16 protein-coding genes are annotated in these 21294 nt (G+C 51.5%); all 16 read left to right on the top strand.

Annotated elements, in window-relative coordinates:
- Nucleotides 1-499: 499 nt before the first annotated feature.
- The 16 genes from wbaP to rfbD all read left to right on the top strand — a co-directional run bounded on the left by wbaP (nucleotide 500) and on the right by rfbD (nucleotide 21293).
- Nucleotides 500-1933, top strand: coding sequence for an undecaprenyl-phosphate galactose phosphotransferase WbaP (wbaP, locus tag AC6I77_RS12430; protein ID WP_004571283.1), 1434 nt, complete (start codon nucleotides 500-502; stop codon nucleotides 1931-1933).
- A gap of 294 nt (nucleotides 1934-2227) precedes the next feature.
- Nucleotides 2228-3367, top strand: a complete 1140-nt coding sequence (locus AC6I77_RS12425) for a polysaccharide export protein (RefSeq protein WP_033762024.1) — start codon at nucleotides 2228-2230, stop codon at nucleotides 3365-3367.
- 9 nt (nucleotides 3368-3376) lie between these two features.
- A complete protein-coding gene (locus AC6I77_RS12420; protein WP_497816988.1) occupies nucleotides 3377-3811 on the top strand; it encodes an arsenate reductase/protein-tyrosine-phosphatase family protein in 435 nt (144 codons plus the stop codon).
- 12 nt (nucleotides 3812-3823) lie between these two features.
- Entirely contained in the window at nucleotides 3824-6001 is a 2178-nt protein-coding gene (gene wzc / locus AC6I77_RS12415) for a tyrosine-protein kinase Wzc (RefSeq protein ID WP_497816987.1), read from the top strand.
- 277 nt (nucleotides 6002-6278) lie between these two features.
- Nucleotides 6279-7415: an EpsG family protein gene (locus tag AC6I77_RS12410; RefSeq protein WP_039659798.1), complete on the top strand. Its 1137-nt coding sequence runs from the start codon at nucleotides 6279-6281 to the stop codon at nucleotides 7413-7415.
- A gap of 129 nt (nucleotides 7416-7544) precedes the next feature.
- Nucleotides 7545-8462, top strand: a complete 918-nt coding sequence (locus tag AC6I77_RS12405; protein ID WP_312041355.1) for a glycosyltransferase family 2 protein — start codon at nucleotides 7545-7547, stop codon at nucleotides 8460-8462.
- A 70-nt stretch (nucleotides 8463-8532) separates the two neighbouring features.
- Nucleotides 8533-9285 carry a glycosyltransferase family 2 protein gene (locus AC6I77_RS12400; protein ID WP_039659802.1) on the top strand — a complete coding sequence of 251 codons (753 nt, stop codon included), beginning with the start codon at nucleotides 8533-8535 and terminating at the stop codon, nucleotides 9283-9285.
- A 46-nt stretch (nucleotides 9286-9331) separates the two neighbouring features.
- Nucleotides 9332-10366 carry a glycosyltransferase gene (locus AC6I77_RS12395; RefSeq protein ID WP_004571288.1) on the top strand — a complete coding sequence of 345 codons (1035 nt, stop codon included), beginning with the start codon at nucleotides 9332-9334 and terminating at the stop codon, nucleotides 10364-10366.
- Between the two features lie 82 nt (nucleotides 10367-10448).
- The gene (locus AC6I77_RS12390; RefSeq protein WP_004571289.1) at nucleotides 10449-12665 is read left to right on the top strand and encodes a phage tailspike protein; all 2217 of its coding nucleotides are present in this window, start codon (nucleotides 10449-10451) and stop codon (nucleotides 12663-12665) included.
- A 161-nt stretch (nucleotides 12666-12826) separates the two neighbouring features.
- A complete protein-coding gene (gene wcaK, locus AC6I77_RS12385) occupies nucleotides 12827-14089 on the top strand; it encodes a colanic acid biosynthesis pyruvyl transferase WcaK (protein ID WP_033762030.1) in 1263 nt (420 codons plus the stop codon).
- A gap of 4 nt (nucleotides 14090-14093) precedes the next feature.
- Nucleotides 14094-15317: a glycosyltransferase gene (locus AC6I77_RS12380; RefSeq protein WP_004571291.1), complete on the top strand. Its 1224-nt coding sequence runs from the start codon at nucleotides 14094-14096 to the stop codon at nucleotides 15315-15317.
- Nucleotides 15314-16654: a lipopolysaccharide biosynthesis protein gene (locus AC6I77_RS12375; protein WP_004571292.1), complete on the top strand. Its 1341-nt coding sequence runs from the start codon at nucleotides 15314-15316 to the stop codon at nucleotides 16652-16654. Before AC6I77_RS12380 ends, AC6I77_RS12375 begins: the two co-directional genes overlap by 4 nt.
- 278 nt (nucleotides 16655-16932) lie before the next feature.
- Nucleotides 16933-17835, top strand: a complete 903-nt coding sequence (galF, locus tag AC6I77_RS12370; RefSeq protein WP_110411254.1) for a UTP--glucose-1-phosphate uridylyltransferase GalF — start codon at nucleotides 16933-16935, stop codon at nucleotides 17833-17835.
- 42 nt (nucleotides 17836-17877) lie between these two features.
- Nucleotides 17878-18891, top strand: coding sequence for a UDP-glucose 4-epimerase GalE (gene galE / locus AC6I77_RS12365; protein ID WP_110411255.1), 1014 nt, complete (start codon nucleotides 17878-17880; stop codon nucleotides 18889-18891).
- A 435-nt stretch (nucleotides 18892-19326) separates the two neighbouring features.
- Nucleotides 19327-20406 (top strand): dTDP-glucose 4,6-dehydratase, encoded by a 1080-nt coding sequence (rfbB, locus tag AC6I77_RS12360; RefSeq protein ID WP_497816986.1) that lies wholly within the window; start codon nucleotides 19327-19329, stop codon nucleotides 20404-20406.
- On the top strand, nucleotides 20406-21293 hold the full coding sequence (rfbD, locus tag AC6I77_RS12355) for a dTDP-4-dehydrorhamnose reductase (protein WP_497816985.1): 888 nt from the start codon (nucleotides 20406-20408) through the stop codon (nucleotides 21291-21293). Before rfbB ends, rfbD begins: the two co-directional genes overlap by 1 nt.
- The last annotated feature ends 1 nt before the right edge of the window (nucleotide 21294 follow it).

Genomic DNA, 21294 nt, shown 5'->3' with positions numbered 1-21294 from the left:
AATACTAATCGCTGGTAGTCTTTTTCCTAAAATAGTCCAGGGATAGCGGGACCTGCTTGTAAACAAGCCAGTAATAACTAGTATAGCAACAAGTTTGCAAACTCTGCCCCAGAGTCGTAATTCGCGAGCCTATTCGACATTAATCGCAATGTGACGAATGAGTCATTCGCCGGTGAACGTCTGCACGATGCAATGCGGTAACGTTACTGCATTACGGGGATCAATATGAATGACGACAGCGATATTGGCAGCGACAGCCAAGGGCGGTAGCGTGCCCGAATCGTGTTTTTGTTGATAAAGTGAGCAGCGCTGGCGGTGGTTAAGTCAGAGTAATCTGTTGGTATTCATCACAATATTACTGGTTTATGGTTAAGATCATTGGCGTAAACGCCGCAGGAGCTCCCCTTAGAAACGGCTCAGTCTGGAGAGGTTTCGTCGCTTAATGATTTAACAGGCGATAGCCGTTGCGGGTTTAAGGAAATAAAATAAAGAGTTAAATATGCGCGATACAGAATTTACGTTTAAAAGTCTTATTACCAAATTAATGCTGGCATGTTCAGACTTAATTTGTTTCAACGCAGCATTATTTGTGGCGATGATGCTAATTAATCTTCACTCAGGTTCGCCGCTGGCAGATATTTCTGAAAAAGAAATGAATTTAAAAATTGCCACACACATTTGTCTGTCGGTAATTTGTATTGGCTGGTTCTGGGTAAGGCTTCGGCACTATACCTACCGGAAACCTTTCTGGTTCGAATTAAAAGAAGTTTTTCGTACCATTCTTATATTTTCTGTCATCGATCTGTCGATCACCGCACTGTCGCAGTGGCAGATGTCGCGTTTCGTCTGGTTACTGACCTGGGTTCTGGCGCTGATTTTAATTCCAACCTGTCGTGCGCTCTCAAAACGTCTGCTGAATAAAAAAGGCTTGTGGAAGAAACAAACCATTATTATCGGCAGCAGCAAAAATGCGCACGAAGCCTGGCAGGCACTGCAAAGCGAAGAGGTCATGGGTTTTGACGTTATCGCTTTCTACGACGTTGATGGAACCTGTCCGCAGGAGATCATGAATGGCGTGCCAGTGCTGCGTGATGAGCAGGAGCTCTGGAGCCTGACTAACAGCGAAACCCAGTTTATCGTGGCAGTCGAGTATGAGCAGAGTCAGTATCGTGATATCTGGCTAAAATCGCTGGCGATGCATAACTGCCGTTCAGTTTCAGTGATTCCGACCCTGCGTGGTGTTCCGCTTTACGGTACAGACATGGCTTATATCTTTAGCCATGAGGTGATGATTCTGCGTGTTCAGAATAACCTGGCTAAACGCACCTCGCGTTTCCTGAAGCGGGCATTCGATATCGTGGGTGCACTCTCAATTATCCTGATGCTGATGCCAGCGCTGCTGGTGCTGGGCTTCCTGGTGGGCCGTGATGGTGGACCGCCGATTTATGGTCACGAACGTGTGGGAATGAATGGCCGTAAATTCAAATGCCTGAAATTCCGTTCAATGGTCATCAATTCCAAAGAAGTGCTGGAAGAGGTATTACGCACCGATCCGATTGCGCGTGCGGAATGGGATAAAGATTTCAAACTCAAAAATGATCCACGTATTACTAAAGTGGGCCACTTCATCCGTAAAACAAGCCTCGATGAGCTGCCTCAGCTCTGGAACGTGGTGCGCGGTGATATGAGTCTGGTTGGACCTCGTCCGGTCATTGAAGATGAACTCTGTCGTTATGCTGGTGATGTTGATTATTACCTGATGGCTAAGCCGGGCATGACGGGATTGTGGCAGGTCAGCGGTCGTAATGACGTTGACTATGAAACCCGCGTCTATTTCGATTCGTGGTACGTAAAAAACTGGTCACTGTGGAATGACATTGCCATTCTGTTCAAAACAGTGGGTGTGGTGTTAAAACGCGACGGTGCCTATTAACCGTGAGTCGAAATGAGCGTGCTAACGCGCGCTCAGAGGTGTTGTGCCGTTGTCAGGCGTGTCGTTAATAGCGGCCATCACCAGGGATATCGCAGTGCATCCATAGTCCGCTATGATGCAAGGCGTTTCAGGTACACCCTGGTTGATGGCCACTACTTATAACAAGTGGAGCAAGGATAATGAACGACAGGTTCAGTGCTTAAGGCTTTAGTCAGCCAGGATTTACTTTTTGTTGGACGCTTACACAGCGGCGGTTTCGCCTCTATCAATAAATAACTGATAGCGAAGATCTAAATGATTACAATCAAAATGAAATTGATACCCTTGCTGGTATCCGCCACATTCCTTGTCGGGTGTACAATCGAACCCGGTTCTCGTCTTACTACATCAGGAAAAGATGTTATCGAGCAGCAGGATAGCAACTTTGACATCGATAAATACGTCAACGTCTTTCCGTTAACGCCTTCACTGGTTGAAAAGATGCGTCCTAAGCCTCTGGTGGCTCAGACGAACCCGGCACTGCAGAACGAAATTCAGAACTATGAATACCGTATCGGCGTGGGCGATGTCCTGACCGTGACAGTCTGGGATCACCCGGAACTGACCACGCCAGCGGGTCAATACCGTAGCGCTAGCGACACCGGTAACTGGGTGCATTCTGACGGCACCATCTTCTATCCTTACATTGGTCGCGTCCGTGTCGCGGGCCGTACCGTCGGCGAAGTGCGTGACGAAGTTTCGCGTCGTCTGGCTCAGTATATTGAAAGTCCACAGGTTGATGTCAGCATCGCCTCGTTCAAATCGCAGAAAACCTATGTTACGGGTTCTGTGACCACCTCAGGTCAGCAGGCGATCACCAACGTACCGTTGACGGTTCTGGATGCGATCAACGCCGCTGGCGGCCTGGCACCTGATGCTGACTGGCGTAACGTCGTGCTGACGCACAACGGTCGTGAGCAGCGCGTCTCTCTGCAGGCACTGATGCAGAATGGCGACCTGAGCCAGAACCACCTCCTCTATCCAGGCGATATTCTCTACGTTCCGCGTAACGATGATCTGAAAATCTTCGTGATGGGTGAAGTGAAGCAGCAAACCACGCTGAAAATGGACCGTAGCGGCATGACGCTGGCGGAAGCGCTGGGCAATGCGGCGGGGATGGATCAAACCACCTCTGACGCTACTGGTGTCTTCGTTATCCGTCCACTGCACGGCACCGATCGCAGCAAGATTGCCAACATCTATCAGTTGAACACCAAAGATGCAGCATCCATGGTGATGGGAACCGATTTCCAGCTCCAGCCTTATGACATCGTCTATGTCACCTCTACACCGCTGACGCGCTGGAACCGTGTGATTTCGCAACTGATACCAACCATTGCTGGTATCAACGATGCGACTCAGGCCGCACAGCGTATCCGCAACTGGTCGAACTAAGGTCTGACCATGATTACGTCCGTGTTAGTCGTTTGCATTGGCAACATCTGCCGCTCTCCTACCGGAGAGCGCCTGTTTAAACGTGCATTGCCCGATTTGGATGTTCGCTCTGCTGGCCTGGGAGCGCTGGTAGGCCATGCGGCCGACAGAGTGGCATCCGAGGTCGCGGCAGCGCAGGGCCTGTCGCTGGAAGGACATCAGGCACAGCAACTGACGGCCGAAATGTGCCGCCAGGCTGATCTGATTCTGGTCATGGAAAAGCGACATATTGAACAGGTCAATCGCATCGACCCGGCTGCACGTGGCAAAACCATGTTGCTTGGGCACTGGCTCAATCAGAAAGAAATTGCGGATCCGTACAGAAAAAGCCGTGAGGCCTTTGAAGAGATTTACGGGTTACTGGAAAACGCTACCCAGAAATGGGTCAACGTATTAAGCCGATAGTTGGGATTATCCATGAATATAAAAAATAAGGTCAGAACTGCGCCGGGAGAGGATTCGAATGGATGGGATCTGGCGCATCTTGTGGGACAGCTAATTGATCATCGCTGGATCATTGTTGCCGTTACCGCATTTTTCATGCTGGCGGGAACACTCTACACACTGTTTGCAACACCGATTTACAGCGCAGATGCGTTAGTTCAGGTTGAGCAGAAGAATGCCAGTACCGTCCTGAACGAAATTGACAGCATTCTGCCACAAACGCCAGCCTCCGATACGGAGATCGAGATTCTGGAATCCCGTATGGTCATCGGCAAAACCGTTGACGATCTGGGTCTGGATACTGTGGTTGAGCAGAACTACTTCCCGGTTATCGGCAAGGGCCTGTCGCGCCTGATGGGCAACAAACCTGCTGATATCGCGATTTCGCGTCTGGAAATCCCACGCACTGTCGAAAAACGTAATGTCGAGCTGGAAGTTACCGGTCCGGATAGCTACACCGTCTCTAAAGATGGCGATGAGTTGTTTAAAGGTAAAGTCGGCCAGCTGGAGTCGCACGGCGACATCAGCATGCTGGTGAGCGAGATTCATGCCGATGAAGGCACCAGCTTCACCGTGACTAAGCTGAATGACCTGCAGGCGATCCGTTCCGTACTGGCTAACCTGACCGTTGCAGACAAAGGTAAAGATACCGGCGTACTGGGTCTGGAGTATCTGGGTGAAGATCCCGAGCAGATCAGCAAAGTCCTGAACCAGATTGTGAACAACTATCTGTTACAGAACGTTGAGCGCAAGTCAGAGCAGGCAGAGAAAAGCCTGGAGTTCTTACGCACTCAGTTGCCTGCCGTTCGCGCCAAGCTGGATGAAGCAGAAAACAAACTGAATACGTTCCGTCGTCAGAACGAATCGGTTGACCTGTCACTGGAAGCGAAATCCGCCCTGGACTCTTCTGTCAGCGTGCAGAGCCAGTTGAACGAACTGACCTTCCGTGAAGCTGAAGTGTCTCAGCTGTTTACCAAAGATCACCCAACGTATCGCGCGCTGCTTGAAAAACGCAAAACGCTGGAAGGTGAACAGGCTCAGCTGAACAAGAAAATTTCTGGCATGCCACAGACTCAGCAGGAAATCCTGCGTCTGACCCGTGACGTTCAGTCAGGTCAGGAGATCTACATGCAGTTGCTGAACCGTCAGCAGGAGCTGAGCATCAGCAAAGCCAGCACCGTGGGTGATGTCCGCATCATCGATAACGCGCAGACCGCTAACGCGCCGGTTGCACCGAAGAAGCTGCTGATTATCGCTGCAAGCCTGATTCTGGGCCTGTTCGTGTCAATGGGTCTGGTTCTGCTGAAAGCCCTGCTGCATCACGGTATCGAGAACCCTGAACAGCTGGAAGAGCTGGGCATGAATGTCTACGCCAGCGTTCCACTCTCTGAGTGGCAGCGTAAGAAAGATACCGAAGCGCTGGCGCGTCGTGGCAGCAAGGTGAAAACCGACCCGCACGAAACACTGCTGGCGCTGGGTAATCCGACTGACCTCTCCATCGAAGCGATTCGTAGCCTGCGCACCAGCCTGCACTTCGCCATGATGGAAGCGAAAAACAACATCCTGATGATCACCGGCGCCAGCCCGGGTATTGGTAAAACCTTTATCTGTGCCAACCTGGCGACACTGGTCGCGAAAGCGGGTCAGCGTGTTCTGTTTATCGATGGCGACATGCGTCGTGGTTACACCCACGAGCTGCTGGGCGCGGATAACAAATCAGGCCTGTCAAACGTGCTCTCCGGTAAAACGGAATTCAGCCCGGCGCTGATTCAGCAGGGCGTCTACGGTTTCGACTTCCTGCCACGTGGTCAGGTTCCACCGAACCCGTCTGAGCTGCTGATGCATCGTCGTATGGGTGAGCTGCTGGATTGGGCGAGCAAGAACTACGACCTGGTGTTAATCGATACGCCGCCAATCCTGGCCGTCACCGATGCGTCAATTATCGGTAAAATGGCCGGTACTTCACTGATGGTGGCGCGTTTCGAAGCCAATACCACCAAAGAAGTGGACGTCAGCTTCAAACGCTTTGCCCAGAACGGTATTGAGATTAAAGGTGTGATCCTCAACGGCGTGGTGCGTAAAGCCGCCAATGCTTACGGACATGGTTATGACTACTACGCCTATGACTACAGCAAGCCCAGCAAAAGCTGATCATTGAGTAATAACCAGGGGGCGGTCTGACCGCCCCTTTTTATCGTCCTTTTGAATGACGACACGCATCAATTTACACAGGTTATTCTGTCCAAACCCACAAAAGCGATACCTCTATAAATCGCATGGCGAGCGTCAATCAACAGAATTCATCACCAGCATGGCATTGCCTGCACGCAATGTGTGACCGTACTGTCAGGTTTACTGAAAAGCCCGTCGGGAAGGCGAAGCGTGATTATTGCTGGCATGAGAACTTGTGGAATTAAGGAATCACACCATGGCTCCATATTGGTATGTATCAGGATTTTTACTGCTGATTTCGCTGTTTGAATTAGCCCTGAAAAAAGACGAACGCACAAATCATATTCTGACCTGGCTGCTCTGTTTTGCTGCCATTCTATTGATTGTTTTTGGGGGAATACGCGGCCTTGGCACCGGCATGGATGACTTCCAGTACCGGAGCTTCTTTGAAGACTTTGTTCGACGTATAGAGATTAACGGCTTCTTTAAAACCGTTGCTTTTTTCCGTTACGAACCGCTGATTTTTGCCACGGCCTGGATCACCAGTCTGTTTTCGCATAATGCCAGCATCTTTCTGTTTGTTTTCTGCGCCCTTGCCGTATCCATCAATGCTTACTTTTTCAAAAAGATGTCACCGTATCCGGTGCTGGCGCTGGTGCTCTATTCAGCGCACATCTTTATTAACAAAGATATAAACCAGATTCGCTTTGGCCTGAGTTCTGCGCTGTTCCTTGGTGTCCTGTGGTCAATCTATCTCAAGCGTTACTGGTGGGCTTTTGCCTTCTTTATTCTGTCGTTTACAAGCCATAACACTGCCGTAATGGTGGTAACACTTGTGCCGTTCCTGTTTATTCGCGACTGGCGCTGGTGGCCTGTGGTCATTATCGTTGCCAGTCTGCCGCTGTCCGTAGTGGGCGGATCCAGCTTTGTTGCCCTGATTGCGGGTCATCTTGGATCGCTGGGGGAAAGGGCCTCGGGCTATAACAATGACCCGTCCTACGCAATGGGTGGCAGCATCCTGGCCGTATCGAACCTGAAAAACATCATGCTGGTGTTTGTCTTCTTCTATTTCATGCTTACTGACCAGTTGAAGCGCGAAAATTATGCTCAGTATCGTCTTAACTATCTGCTGATCATGAGTTTTGCTATTGGCGGTGCTGTCAGGATCTTCCTGTACAACTTCCCTTCAGGTTCGCGCCTGTCCAACTATTTGCAACAGGTCGAGCCGATCATCCTGACCTCACTGATTTATCAGGCCAGGCGATCGTGGAAGCCAGCGCTGTACGCGATGCTGGTGTTCTTCCTGCTCTATTACCTCTACTACAACACCATTTCAACCAAGCAGGCCGTTACTGGCTATGAAGTGGCGCGGGAGTTTTGGCTGGTCCACTGATTGACCCGACGGGCGCCCCTTCGTGATAAGTGTCACGCGGGGGCGCTCGCGTGTGAGAATTCAGATTTTTAATCGACCGTTGTCGACTGAACTGTTTATTTTTTTGAACTTTTTAATGAGGTGCTGGCAATGAAGGACATTCGTTTCTCCATCGTAATTCCGGCTTATAACGCGTCAGAATCGATTGTCACGACGCTGGATTGCGTTAAAGCACAAACGTATCGTAATTTCGAAGTCATCATCGTGGATGATAAGTCTGCAGATGCCGCCGCGCTGGCGGAGGTCGTTCGCAGCGAACGCTATCAGGATCTCGACATCAATCTGGTGCTTTCTGAGGTCAAACTCAACGGGGCCGGTGCACGTAACAAAGGCATTGAGCTGGCGACCGGTGATTATGTCAGTTTTCTTGACGCCGATGATGAGTGGGCGGCGGACAAACTGCAGCAGGTAACTGAAAAAATTGCTCAACTGGACGCACAGGGCAAAAAGAATGTCGTTATTTTCAGCCAGGTAAATATCTATCAGGACGGCACATTCCTGAAAGTGATGCCAATGCAACCACCAGGCAAAAATGAAACCGTCGCTGAGTATCTGTTCGGCTGTTATGGCTTTATCCAGACCAGCACGATTGTGCTGAAACGGGAAGATGCGGCGAAAATTCAGTTCGATACCCGCTACATCCGTCATCAGGATTATGATTTCTGCATTCGTGCCGACCGCATGGGCTATGACTTTGTGATGATCGCCGCACCGCTGGCGAACTACCACCTGGTCACAAAATTTGGCTCAAAACATAAAGGCGAATCGGTGAACTATTCGATGTTCTGGCTTGATAGCATGAAGCCGCATCTTACCCCGCGTGATATCCACACCTACAAAGCTTTTAAGCTGCCGCTGCGCTACAAGATGGACGGTAAGTCGCTGATGGCGAGCCTGAGCTTTGCTCGCTACTTCTTCCTCACCAATAAAGACAACCGTACTTATTTTATGAACCGGGTTAAAGACAAGGTCAAAGCACGTTTTGGCGGTGAGAAAGCGATCTCCTGACGCGCACTGCGCCTCGCTCTGCTCCTGATACCAGGAGCACCTCTCTTTTCGTTTACATTCAGGGTTGAAGATGAATACTTCTGTTGGAACCGTTGGCATTGTTATGCCTATGTACAATGCCCGTCAGACCGTGTTACGCGCTGTGCAATCGGTTATCAATCAGCACTATACCGACTGGCACCTCTATCTGGTCAACGATAAATCCACTGATGACTCGCTGGCATTTGTGCGGGAGCATTGTCAGGATCCGCGCATTACCATTCTGGATAACGCGGTCAACATGGGCGCAGCAGAGACCCGCAACGTCGGACTGCGCGCGGCCACTGAAGAGATTATTGCCTTTCTTGACAGCGATGATGAGTGGCATGCGGATAAGCTGACCCAGCAGGTAGCTGCTATCGCCGCCGGTGATGATTTTGTGATTACCGAATATCACTATAAAACCCGCAAGGCTGAGCACGACATTACCTACGGAAAGCCTTACCTGCAGCAGGACAACTTTGTGAAAAAGCAGTATCGCGTCTGCTTCTCCTCTGTCTGTTTCCGTCGTCCGCCACAGGGACTTTTCTTCCAGCGCAAAGGTCATGAAGATTTCCTGTTTTTGTATGAATTATTCACCCGCTATAAGCAGGCACGGGTAATTCAGACGATTCTTGTCAACTATTACGAATTAGGCGATTCCCTTTCTCGCAATAAGAACAAAGCAGCCCAGTGGCACCTTGAATTATTAAGAATTATCTATAAAAACAATCCGTTAAAAATCTATTACTATTACGCCTGGTATATGGTGAATGGTGTGCTGTTTACCCTTAAGCATCGTTGAGCCTGTCGGCAGGATTGTCTTTATTATTTGAGGTGGATAGCGTTTCATGAAAAAAATTGTCCTGGTGATCAAAGATGCTTATTCGTATGCGGGCACCGAGAACATCTGTAACTTCATGTCAGAGTGTCTTGGCGAAACACATGACGTCACCATCTACTCGCTGGAAGGCAGTGGTAAGACTTTTTATCCGTTTGAACATGTCAGACAGATTGTCAGCTTCGAAGGGCAGAGCAACCCCATTAAAAGCGCGGTAGCCCGGATCCACGAAGAGGGTTTCGATACCGTCTTCCTGATCAGCATGGGGCGTCTGAGCGTCATGTTTGCCTTCTGGAATCTGCTGGCAATGAAGAAGAAACGGGGCAAAGCCTACGCCTGCGAGCACATTGCCATTAACTCCTTCAGCAAGCCGATCAAGTTCCTCAAGTTTCTGCTGCTGCGCTACTACGACCGCGTGATTGTTCTGACCGACAAAGATCATCAGGTGTTCAGCCGCTGGCACATTCCCAGCAAGCAAATTCCTAACCCCGTCGTCTACAAAGGTTTTCAGCGTCAGACTCGTCATCGTCAGGCGCTGGCGGTGGGCCGTCTGGATAACCAGAAAGGGTTTGATCTGATGCTGGATATCTGGCGCGACTTCGCACGCAGCCATCCGGACTGGACGCTGGTGATTGCCGGTGATGGTGAACTGCGTCAGCAGCTGCACGATCAGGCCGCCGTACTGGGCATCACTGACAGCGTGAAGTTTGTCGGTAAGGTCAGCAATATCAATGACTACTACCGTGACAGCGATATGGCGCTGATGACCTCGCGTTATGAAGGATTGCCACTGGTGCTGCTGGAAGCAAAATCCTGGTCACTGCCCGTTGTAGCGTATGACTGTCCGACCGGACCGCAGGAGATCATCAATCACGGTGAAGACGGTTTCCTGGTTCCGATGAATGATAAAGCCACGTTTCTGGCACGAATGGAGCAGCTCGCCACCGATGACGCGCTGTTCTATGCCATGAGCGAAAAAACCAAACAAACCGCGCTGAAATTCGACGGTAACCAGATTAAGCAAAGCTGGCTGTCATTGGTTTAACCGGAGCTGGAAACGCTCACTTGCGACGTGCCTCAGGGACACCGCCATGGCCAATGGCCTTATTGACTACGGGAATTGATGCATGAAAAGAAGAGAAGTTTTACAGACCGCCGCCTCCGCTCTGGTGGGGGCTCTCTCCGTGAGCACCTTTTCCAGCTACGCTGCAAAAAGTAACGGTATTGCCCTGAAGCCGGTTGATGCCACTAATATCCCGAAAGGCGACGTGCCGATCCTGACGCCAGAAAATGTCTACGCGATGCCACCGCAATTCTGGCAGAGCTTTGAAGGAAAACTCTGGATCGGTAAAGCGGGTGCGGATGCCAGTAAGCCTGGCAACCAGATTCCGGTCTTCCTGCGTGACGCCAGCGGTAAGGTGTCTGAGATTGCGCAGCCCATCGCGCTGAATAAAGGCAATTTTACCCAGTTTATTCAGGACAATGCCGCATTGATTGCCGATCCTTCGCATTCGATGACGGTGGAAGACAGCAACGGTCAGACGCTGTTCAACATTGCGGATGTCAGTCGTCCGGGCGCTGCAGATTTCAGTCAGCGTCTGGCGCAGCCAGCGGGTTATCAGCTGATTGGTGAGATTGCGTCTGTGGCGGAGTTACGTAAAACCCGTCCACTGTTTGAAGGGGCCAAGGTTAAGCTGAAAAGCTGGCATGAAGGACGGGAAGTTGGCGGCGGCGAGTTTGTCGGGAGCTTCCAGCCTGCCCAGAATGATGGCGGTGTGAATTTTGCCGGTGAGGGGTTCTCCTGGCGTCGTGTGGTAGACGATTTTAACCGCCTGACGCTGTTTGATTTCGGTGCGATTGCCGATGGCAAAACCGATACGGCACCCGCCATTATGGCGATGTTCCAGTGGTCGCAGCAGGCTAACCAGCAGATCTGCGTCCAGTTCCCGGCCGGTACCTTTATGGTCTCAGCCTGTAACCTTGGCGATAAGTATCTCAACTTCTTCCGCATGTCCGGTGCGATGGTGAACTTCGGCTATTTTCCAGCGACCACAATTGTCTCGGATGGTAAGTCAGCGTTCGTCTTTGAGATGAACGCCCGTCGCGTTGAACTTTCTAACCTGATTTTTAATGGCAACAGCGATAAGAGTGCAAATCAGCAGGGCTTTTTCCATAACAACTGTCCTGGCGGACAATATTTCCGGGGTGCCTGCCTGCGCTTTAACGCCGTTGGCGGCACGGCCATCAGCCTGCAGGATACCCTCGATTGTAAAATTGACCAGTGGTACGCCTCTCGTTGCAGCGGCGACGTAATTAAATCGGGCTGGTCAGGGCAGAAGCAGGGCAAATGGGACCACAGCACCGCAATTGAGCTGTCAAACTTCAATGCGCAGCACTGTCGTGGCGGTAAAGTCCTTAACCTGCCGCGCTGCGGTCAGTCAATTATCCATAACGGCTGGATTGAGCACTGCGATAACCCAGGCGATCTCTCCAACGGCCAGTGGATCGTTGATGCGCTGAGCATTGAGGATTGTAAGAATCCGCTTATCGCCCATAACACTCGCCTGAATATGCGTCAGACCAGTCTCCAGTCGGGCAGCTGGATTGATAACTCCATGCAGGGCGATCGTCTGCTTAGCATCTGGGAAATGGGCTCTACCCGCGTTGAGTCCTATGGCGTCGCACTGGATGGCAGCCTGAAGTACAACTACATCACCTCGCGCTGGCGCTTAGAGAACAACACGAATCAGGAAACCTGGTTTGATCTCGGTAGCCTCTACTCACCGACGGTGGGGGATTCATGGGAGATCGAGATTTTCGGTCAGTCGCAATTCAGTAACGGCAGTGGTGATAAGCCGCTGATGAACCTGATCGGCGACAAGACCACCGGCGGCCGCGCGGTAATCCACGTGCAGCGTAAGAAAGACCGCTCGGAAGCGAGCTGGTCAGCCGAAGGCAGCTGCCCGATTGTGGATGTGCGCTATGTGGCTGAGCATGACACCGATGTGCATCTCTACGTCAAACTGGCGGGCTGGACGCCGTCGGCTGCCGTGCTGGTGAAAACCACCGGTAAAGATCGCTTTGTGACCGGGCGATGTGCGCGGGTCAATGCGGTAATGGAGAAGGGCAATCCACCGTCAGGTGACGCGACGAAACGCGCGCCACAGCGCTTCAGCCTGCACAACGGCAAAGCGGGTATCGGTGCCAACGAGCAGGGCGATCTGTTAATGGCTTCCCGTCCGATCGCTGCCGATCAGGTTGATACCAGTAAGCCAGAAGGGTTTGTTTCCGTGGTAATCAACGGGAAACAGGTTGCACTGCCTTACTTCGCGATTAAGTCGTAACAGCGTCTATAACGGCCGCCAGAATGGAGGCGGCCGGTTTCAACAGGAGCACTACCTTTGGGTGCGTTATCCCGTAAAGCATTACTTTTAATCAGAGTTCATTTTGCCCATTGCGGATCTGGGCGGCTTTCAGAATTAAAAAAAATTCATTCGGAGTTTTTATGAAAATTTTATTGGTGGGTAACCACACGTGTGGGAACCGCGGGGATGGCGCGATTCTTCGTGGACTGATTGATTCAATGCGGTCTGCACGGAGTGATTTAGAGATTGACGTTATAAGCCGTTATCCAACCAGCTCCGGTTATCTGCTCCAGCAGGATATACAGCAGGATGCGCTGTATCTGCACAACAGCAAGTCTGGTAAAGGTCTGGTCGGTTCGTTTAAACGTAAAGTCGCGAACCGCCTGATGCCCGATATCATGATGGCGCATCTGGGCAAGGGCGGTATCTTTAAGTCCTTCTCAGTACCACCGCACCTGAAAGCGTTTACGGAAAGTCTGGAAAAATATGATGCGATTATTCAGGTGGGCGGATCGTTCTTCGTTGACCTCTATGGCGTAACCCAGTTCGACCATGCGCTCTGTGCACTGATGGCCAAAAAGCCGATCTACCTGATTGGTCACTCGGTGGGGCCTTTCCAGAACCCGCGCGTTAATGCGCTGGCGAATTTTGTCTTTGATCGGGTCGACAGCCTGGTGCTGCGCGAATCGGTCAGCCTTGATCTGATGAAGCGCGATGGTGTGACCAGCTCTAAAGTGGCGTCTGGTGTGGATACCGCTTTCCTGGTACGTGCGCGTGAAGTCGAAAACCCAAGCCATAACCTGCTCTACTGGCAGGGCATTATCGATGGTCGTAAAACCATCGCGATCACCGTGCGTGAACTGGCGCCGTTTGATAAGCGTCTGGGTGTCACACAGAAAGAGTATGAAGCAGCATTTGGCCGGGTCATCAACGCCATGATTGCGGAAGGCTATCAGGTTGTGGCGTTCTCAACCTGTACCGGCATCGACAGCTATGCCAAAGATGATCGCATGGTCGCACTGACACTACGTGACCACGTGACGCAGCCTGAATATTACCATGTCATCATGGATGAGTTTAATGACCTGGAGCTGGGCATCCTGCTGAGTCATTGTCATCTGACCATTGGTACCCGCCTGCACTCGGCGATTATCTCCATGAACTTTGGCACCCCGGCTGTGGCAATCAACTACGAGCACAAGTCGATGGGTGTGATGAACCAGCTTGGTCTGCCGCAGATGGCAACCGACGTAAAAAGCCTGATGGATGGCTCGCTGATCGATAAGGTAAAAACGGTCCTTGCCGATTACGACAACATCAAGCTGAAGGTCAACACGGCCGTTGCGAATGAAAGGGAAATTGGCAACCGGATCACTGAAGAGATTCTCAAAGTATTAGGGTAATGTGATGAAACTGACTTTTTTCACCATGCGTTTCCCGGTTGCCTCTGAGACATTCGTACTAAATCAGGTAACCCATTTTATTGATGCCGGTTACGAGGTGGAGATCATTTCAGTCTTTCCCGGCGATTTAGTGAACCGGCATGCCGCGTTTGATGAGTATGGTCTGGCGGCGAAGACGCACTATCTGCTGCCGGAAGAGAAAATCTCAATTGTCGATAAGCTGAACCAGCGTATCAAACTGGTGCTGCCAAAAGTGACCAAACCGTCGCTACTGCGTTCGCTGAATGTGCGCCGTTATGGCGCGCAGTCCAGCAAACTGCTGCTGCCGTCGATTGTGGCGAATGCTAAGCAGACCTTCACTGCAGATGTGTTCCTGGTGCATTTCGGCTATGCCGGTGCGCTGGCGAACAAGCTGCGTGAACTGGGCGTGCTCAAGGGTAAACAGGCGACCGTGTTTCATGGCGCCGATATTTCCCGTCGTCACATTCTGGAAGAGCACAAACTCGATTACGTCAATCTGTTCCGCCAGAGTGAGCTGATGCTGCCTATCAGCCATCTGTGGGAAAACAAGCTGATCGAGATGGGCTGTCCGCCGGAAAAAATTCACGTGACGCGTATGGGCATTGAACCGGAGAAATTTAACTTCCAGCCGCGGCAGGCGTTCCAGACGCCGCTGCGTATCGTTTCGGTGGCGCGTCTGACCGAGAAGAAAGGGCTGGATGTGGCGGTCAAAGCCAGCGCCATCCTGAAGCAGCGTGGCGGTCAGTTTCAGTACACCATCATCGGCAATGGCGATCAGGATGAGATGATGCGTGATTTCATCGCCCGCGAGGGGATGGAGGATTGCGTCAGCATGCCGGGCTTCAAACCGCAGGAGGAGATTCGTCGTGCGCTGAGCGAAGCCGATATCTTCCTTCTGCCGTCTAAAACCGCCGCAGATGGTGACATGGAAGGTATTCCGGTTGCACTGATGGAGGCGATGGCGGTGGGCCTGCCGGTGGTCTCAACCTTCCACAGTGGTATTCCGGAACTGATTGAGAACAACGTCTCTGGCTGGCTGGTGGAAGAGGATGATCCTGAGGCGCTGGCGGAAACGCTGCTGAAGCTCTCTCAGGGCGAAGTGGATGTGGCGCCCGTGGTTGCCGCGGCACGCCACAAAGTCGAGACTGAATTTAATCAGCATATCGCCTACGGCGAACTGGCACAGATTCTGGAGCGACTGGTGTGAGTGGATTTAAGTCACAGGCGATTTGGCTGTTCGGCAGCACCTGCTTTTCCGCAGTGTTGCAGGTTGCACAGCTGAGCTTTCTCGCCCGCAAACTGGAAACCCACGAGCTGGGCCTGTTAGCCATCATCAACGCCATCCTGGCGGTGGCGGGTGTGCTGCAGGATATGGGGATGAGCAGTTATCTGGTGCATCGCCAGAATATTACTCGTCGTGAGCAGAGCACTATCTACTGGGTGAACGTCTCACTCAGCTTGTGCACCGGTCTGATCATGTTACTGATCGCCTTCCCGGTTTCCTGGTTCTATCATCTGCCAGAGCTGACCGGGCTGATCATGCTGACCAGCCTGAACTTCCTGGTGCTGGGGCATCTGTCCCAATATCAGGCGCACTACATCAAAACCAAGCGGATGGTCTCGCTGGCGAAGATTGAGATGGGCACCAAGCTGTTTGCCTTCCTCTGTGTCGTGGCGATGCTGGAGTTCACCTCGCTCACGGTGGCAGCCGCGATTCTGGGTCTGTTTATCAACGCCTTTACCCGCATCCTTTGCATGATTGCGCTGGGCGAAAAGTCATGGCGTCCGACGTGGGAGTTCGACAAAGCGACCTTTATCGGCGCCATTCGCTACGGCAGCTATCAGCTCGGCTCGCAGACTATTAATCAGCTGCGTACCCAGGCGGATGCGCTGGTGGTGGGTAAAGTGATGGGTGCCGAGATGCTGGGTGTCTACTCGCTGGCGAAAGAGCTGGTACTGCAACCGCTGAAGCTGGTCACGCCGGTGATCAACCGTCTGGCACTGCCACGTTTTGCTGAAAAGCAGCACGATGCCGAGCAGCTGAAAAAGCTGTTCCTGAAGGGCACGCTGGGGATCATGTTGTTCAGCAGCGCGATGTACCTGGTGATTGGTATCTTCTCGCCGGTCATCGTCCGTGTACTTTATGGTGCGTCGCATGAGCAGGTTTATCATCTGATCCCGCTAATGCTGCTGTTTGGCATGCTGCGACCGATGGGCGGCCTGACCGGGGCGATTTCACAGGCCAACGGGCGGACCAACGTAGAGTTTTACTGGAACATTGTGGCGAGTATTGTGGTGCTGGCCGTACTGGCGACCACCTTTATCTGGCCTAACGTGCTCTACGTGGCGCTGACGCTCTCTATCTCGCAGATCCTGATCTCTGCACTGGCGCATCCGTTCTTTATCAAGCCGGTGATTGGCATTCGGTTTATTCCTTATGCCCGTCAGTGGGTGGCGGTGTCGGTGGTATTTGTCGGTGTGATGTTGCTGGTAAATCACTTTAATCTGTTTGTGATGCCAGAGTGGTTTGAAGGCTGGCTCTGATTACTGCACAGATATATCAACGGGCGACCTTATGGTCGCCCGTTTTCATTTATGGCTGGTCTCAGGCATCCAACGGATAGTGCTGCAGATCACAGTCGTCATATTCGATTACTGATTGTCTTTATTCAGTTTATGCCGTATCTGGCAATGGGCAAAATGCCGAATTTCCAAGATATGACAGAGAGTTACTGTCCGCTTTTCAGATAAAGATTATACTTGGACTTCCGGCCGATCCTGCATAATCGACCCACATCTTCATTTTATTAAACGGAATAAATATGACCAAGCTTAAAGCAGTAATCCCCGTTGCGGGCCTCGGTATGCATATGCTCCCTGCGACTAAAGCCATTCCGAAAGAGATGCTGCCTGTCGTCGACAAACCGATGATCCAGTACATCATTGACGAGTGCGTTGCCGCGGGTATTAAAGAGATTGTGCTGGTCACGCATGCATCTAAAAATGCAGTAGAAAACCACTTCGACACCACTTACGAGCTGGAAGCACTGCTCGAAGCACGCGTTAAGCGTCAGCTACTGAGCGAAGTGCAGTCTATCTGCCCGCCAGGCGTAACGATCATGAACGTGCGTCAGGCACAGCCACTGGGCCTGGGTCACTCCATTCTCTGTGCCCGTCCAATGATCGGTGATAACCCGTTCGTGGTGGTGCTGCCAGACGTCCTGCTGGATGATTCTACCGCGGACCACATGCGTTATAACCTGGCTGCAATGGTTGCCCGTTTCGAAGAGACCGGCCACAGCCAGGTTCTGGCACAGCATATGCCAGCGTCCGATCTGACTGAGTACTCAGTGATCACCACTGCAGAGCCGATTGAACACCCAGGTGACATCAGCACCATCACCGATTTCATTGAGAAGCCAGAAGATACTGCAGGACTGAGCTCTGACCTGGCAGCGGTAGGTCGCTATGTTCTTTCTGCTGATATCTGGGCGGAACTGGAGCGCACTGAGCCAGGCGCATGGGGTCGTATTCAGCTGACCGATGCGATTGCCAGCCTGAGCAAAAACAAAACCGTTGATGTTTCGCTGCTGACCGGTCACAGTTTCGACTGCGGTCGTAAACTTGGATACATGCAGGCGTTTGTCTCTTACGGACTGCGCAGTAACACGCAGGGTCGTGAGTTCCGCGAAGCTATCCAGACCATCCTCGCAAAACAAAAGTAATAAATTCGCCGCGTTCTGCGCGGCAGATTGAAAGGAGCTCACATGGCAATTTTAGTAACGGGCGGAGCAGGGTATATCGGCTCCCATACCGTACTGGCGCTGTTGCAGCGCGGTGATGATGTTGTGGTTCTGGATAACCTCTGCAATGCCTCTCGCGAAGCGATTAATCGCGTTGAGAAACTGGCGGGTAAAAAAGCGACCTTCGTTGAAGGCGATATCCGTGACCGTGCCTGCCTGCGTGATTTATTCGCGTCAAATAGCATTTCAGCCGTCATCCACTTCGCAGCCCTGAAAGCAGTGGGTGAATCAACCCGCATGCCGCTGGAATACTACGAGAACAACGTAGCAGGCACCGTGGTACTGCTGGAAGAGATGCGCAACGCCGGCGTCTGGAACTTCATCTTCAGCTCATCAGCGACCGTTTACGGCGCAGATGCACCGGTTCCATACGTTGAGACCACCCCGATTGGCGGCACCACCAGTCCTTACGGCACCTCTAAACTGATGACCGAGTTCGTGATGCGCGACTTCGCTAAAGCAGAGCCGAAGTTCAAGGCCATTGCCCTGCGTTACTTCAACCCGGTTGGCGCGCATGAGTCTGGCGAAATTGGTGAAGACCCGACGGGTATCCCGAACAACCTGCTGCCATACATCGCGCAGGTTGCGATTGGGCGTCTGGAGAAGCTGGGCGTGTTTGGCGGTGATTACGATACGCCAGACGGTACCTGCCTGCGTGACTATATCCACGTGGTAGACCTGGCGGAAGGGCACCTGAAAGCACTGGACCACCTCAATAAAGTTGAGGGCTACACGGCCTTTAACCTGGGCGGCGGCAAAGGCTTCTCTGTACTGGAGATGATCAAGGCGTTTGAGAAGGCGTCTGGTAAAGCGATTCCGTTTGAAATTAAGCCACGCCGTGATGGCGATTTGCCTGCATTCTGGGCCGATGCGTCACTGGCGAACAATACGCTCGACTGGCGCGTGACGCGCGGCATCGATGAGATGATGCGCGATACGTGGAACTGGCAGAGTAAGAACCCGGATGGGTTTAAGTAGTTGAAAACAGAAGGCGAACATAGGTTCGCCTTTCTTATATTTGGTTTGAATTATCTTATAAGACCTTTCTCAATATTCTGATTGCATCGTCCTGGCGCATCAGCAACCATCATCTGTGCCTGCAAAGCGCTCATAAGTTGAACTAACACCCTCGGCATAATCGCATTTTATTCGTAATAGCTATACCTGAGTGATAGAATTTACGATGGTTGAATGATAAACCCACTTAACTAATTTCATTAATAAAGTGATATCAATCAATTGAATGCTGAACACCTGGCGAGTTCATGTTTCAGCATACTTATTCGGTCAAAGATAATCAGCATCGTGGGAGCTGTAACCCAGGGGCGGTAGCGTGCTCTGAAAACACCTATGATTGTCTGCTTCTTATTCAGGCGCCCATGCCTCAGATAGCTTGTCAGGAATAAATACGTTATGAAGATTCTTATCACTGGTGGTGCAGGTTTTATCGGTTCAGCGGTTGTGCGTCATGTTATCAACAATACGAGCGATGAAGTCATAAACGTTGATAAACTTACTTACGCAGGCAATCTTGAATCGTTGAAAGAGATTAGCAGCAATCCACGCTACACCTTTAAGCAGATCGATATCTGCGACGGTCAGGCTATCACTGAAGCGTTAAATGAATTTCAGCCAGACGCCATCATGCACCTTGCCGCAGAAAGCCATGTAGACCGTTCAATCACCGGTCCGGCGGAATTCGTACAGACCAACGTGGTTGGCACCTATGCACTGCTAGAGGCAAGCCGTCAGTACTGGAGCGCTCTGCCTGAAGAGCGTAAATCAGCTTTCCGTTTTCACCATATTTCAACGGATGAAGTCTATGGTGACTTACCTCATCCGGACGAGATGGACGGTGAACTACCGCTGTTTACCGAAGAAACCCCTTATGCGCCAAGCAGCCCTTACTCGTCAACGAAGGCAGCCAGCGATCATTTGGTACGCGCCTGGGGCCGAACCTACAAGTTGCCGGTGATTGTGACAAACTGTTCAAACAACTACGGTCCTTACCATTTCCCGGAAAAACTGATCCCGTTGATTATCAGTAATGCGCTGGAAGGCAAACCGTTACCTATCTATGGCAAAGGCGACCAGATTCGTGACTGGCTCTATGTTGAAGACCACGCGCGCGCGCTCTATACCGTGGTGAAAAATGCAGAGACCGGCACTACCTATAACATCGGTGGTCATAACGAAAAGAAAAACATCGATGTTGTGCTGAAAGTCTGCGAACTGCTGGATGAGCTGCGTCCAAAAGCGACCCCGTACAGTGACCAAATCACTTATGTTCAGGACCGTCCGGGGCACGATCGTCGCTACGCGATCGATGCCGCTAAAATTGAAAAAGATCTGGGCTGGAAACCGGAAGAGACCTTTGAAACGGGCCTGAAGAAAACGGTCGAATGGTATCTCAACAATTCAGAGTGGGTTGAGCATGTGAAGAGCGGTGCGTATCAGAACTGGATCGAACAAAACTACGAGAAGCGTAGCTAATGAATATTCTGCTTTTTGGTAAAAATGGTCAGGTAGGTTGGGAATTGCAGCGTGCGCTGGCACCGTTGGGCAACCTCATTGTGGTCGATCGGCATTCCAGTGAATACTGTGGCGATTTTGAAAATTCTGAGGGGATAGCTGAAACCGTTCGCAGGATTAAGCCGGCTGTGATCGTGAACGCCACCGCTTATACTGCGGTGGACAAAGCGGAATCTGAACAGGATAAGGCACGCCTGGTAAATGCCACTTCGATTAAGTCATTGGCAGAGGCCGCTGAGGAAATCGGCGCATGGTTGATTCACTACTCCACCGATTATGTGTTTGATGGTTCGGGTGACAGGCCCTGGTGCGAAGATGATGCAACTGCGCCGCTGAATGTCTATGGACAGACTAAGCTGGAAGGAGAGCAGGCCATCGTCAATAACATGTCGAAATACCTCATCTTCCGCACCAGTTGGGTCTATGCTGCGAAAGGGAATAATTTCGCTAAGACAATGCTTAAGCTGGCTAAAGACAGGGATACTTTGTCTGTGATTAACGATCAGTTTGGTGCACCCACCGGTGCTGAGCTGATCGCAGACAGTACAGCACATGCGATAAGAGTGGCGTTGAACGAGAAAGCCGTTGCTGGCATTTACCATCTTATCGCCGCGGGTGAGACGACCTGGCATGCTTATGCGACTCGGGTAATAGAGTTTGCCAGAGCGCAGGGCGTCGAACTTCAGGTAAAATCGATCAATGCTGTGCCAACCAGTGCATTCCCGACACCGGCTAAACGTCCGGCAAACTCGAGACTCAATACAGAGAAGTTTCAGCAGGCCTTTGGTCTGAACCTGCCCGACTGGACGGTCGGCGTTGAACGTATGTTGCTCGAAACGCTTATTTAAT

This window comes from Pantoea sp. X-Soil-ISGK-259 (assembly GCF_059730705.1).
The sequence above is the reverse complement of the archived record's forward strand: the minus strand, read 5'-3'. Positions and strand labels throughout refer to the sequence as shown.

Bases quoted from the DNA above. Each gene is read 5' to 3' on its own strand.
- wbaP (WP_004571283.1), top strand. From the start codon at position 500: ATGCGCGATACAGAATTTACGTTTAAAAGTCTTATTACCAAATTAATG.
- AC6I77_RS12425 (WP_033762024.1), top strand. From the start codon at position 2,228: ATGATTACAATCAAAATGAAATTGATACCCTTGCTGGTATCCGCCACA.
- AC6I77_RS12420 (WP_497816988.1), top strand. From the start codon at position 3,377: ATGATTACGTCCGTGTTAGTCGTTTGCATTGGCAACATCTGCCGCTCT.
- wzc (WP_497816987.1), top strand. From the start codon at position 3,824: ATGAATATAAAAAATAAGGTCAGAACTGCGCCGGGAGAGGATTCGAAT.
- AC6I77_RS12410 (WP_039659798.1), top strand. From the start codon at position 6,279: ATGGCTCCATATTGGTATGTATCAGGATTTTTACTGCTGATTTCGCTG.
- AC6I77_RS12405 (WP_312041355.1), top strand. From the start codon at position 7,545: ATGAAGGACATTCGTTTCTCCATCGTAATTCCGGCTTATAACGCGTCA.
- AC6I77_RS12400 (WP_039659802.1), top strand. From the start codon at position 8,533: ATGAATACTTCTGTTGGAACCGTTGGCATTGTTATGCCTATGTACAAT.
- AC6I77_RS12395 (WP_004571288.1), top strand. From the start codon at position 9,332: ATGAAAAAAATTGTCCTGGTGATCAAAGATGCTTATTCGTATGCGGGC.
- AC6I77_RS12390 (WP_004571289.1), top strand. From the start codon at position 10,449: ATGAAAAGAAGAGAAGTTTTACAGACCGCCGCCTCCGCTCTGGTGGGG.
- wcaK (WP_033762030.1), top strand. From the start codon at position 12,827: ATGAAAATTTTATTGGTGGGTAACCACACGTGTGGGAACCGCGGGGAT.
- AC6I77_RS12380 (WP_004571291.1), top strand. From the start codon at position 14,094: ATGAAACTGACTTTTTTCACCATGCGTTTCCCGGTTGCCTCTGAGACA.
- galF (WP_110411254.1), top strand. From the start codon at position 16,933: ATGACCAAGCTTAAAGCAGTAATCCCCGTTGCGGGCCTCGGTATGCAT.
- galE (WP_110411255.1), top strand. From the start codon at position 17,878: ATGGCAATTTTAGTAACGGGCGGAGCAGGGTATATCGGCTCCCATACC.
- rfbB (WP_497816986.1), top strand. From the start codon at position 19,327: ATGAAGATTCTTATCACTGGTGGTGCAGGTTTTATCGGTTCAGCGGTT.
- rfbD (WP_497816985.1), top strand. From the start codon at position 20,406: ATGAATATTCTGCTTTTTGGTAAAAATGGTCAGGTAGGTTGGGAATTG.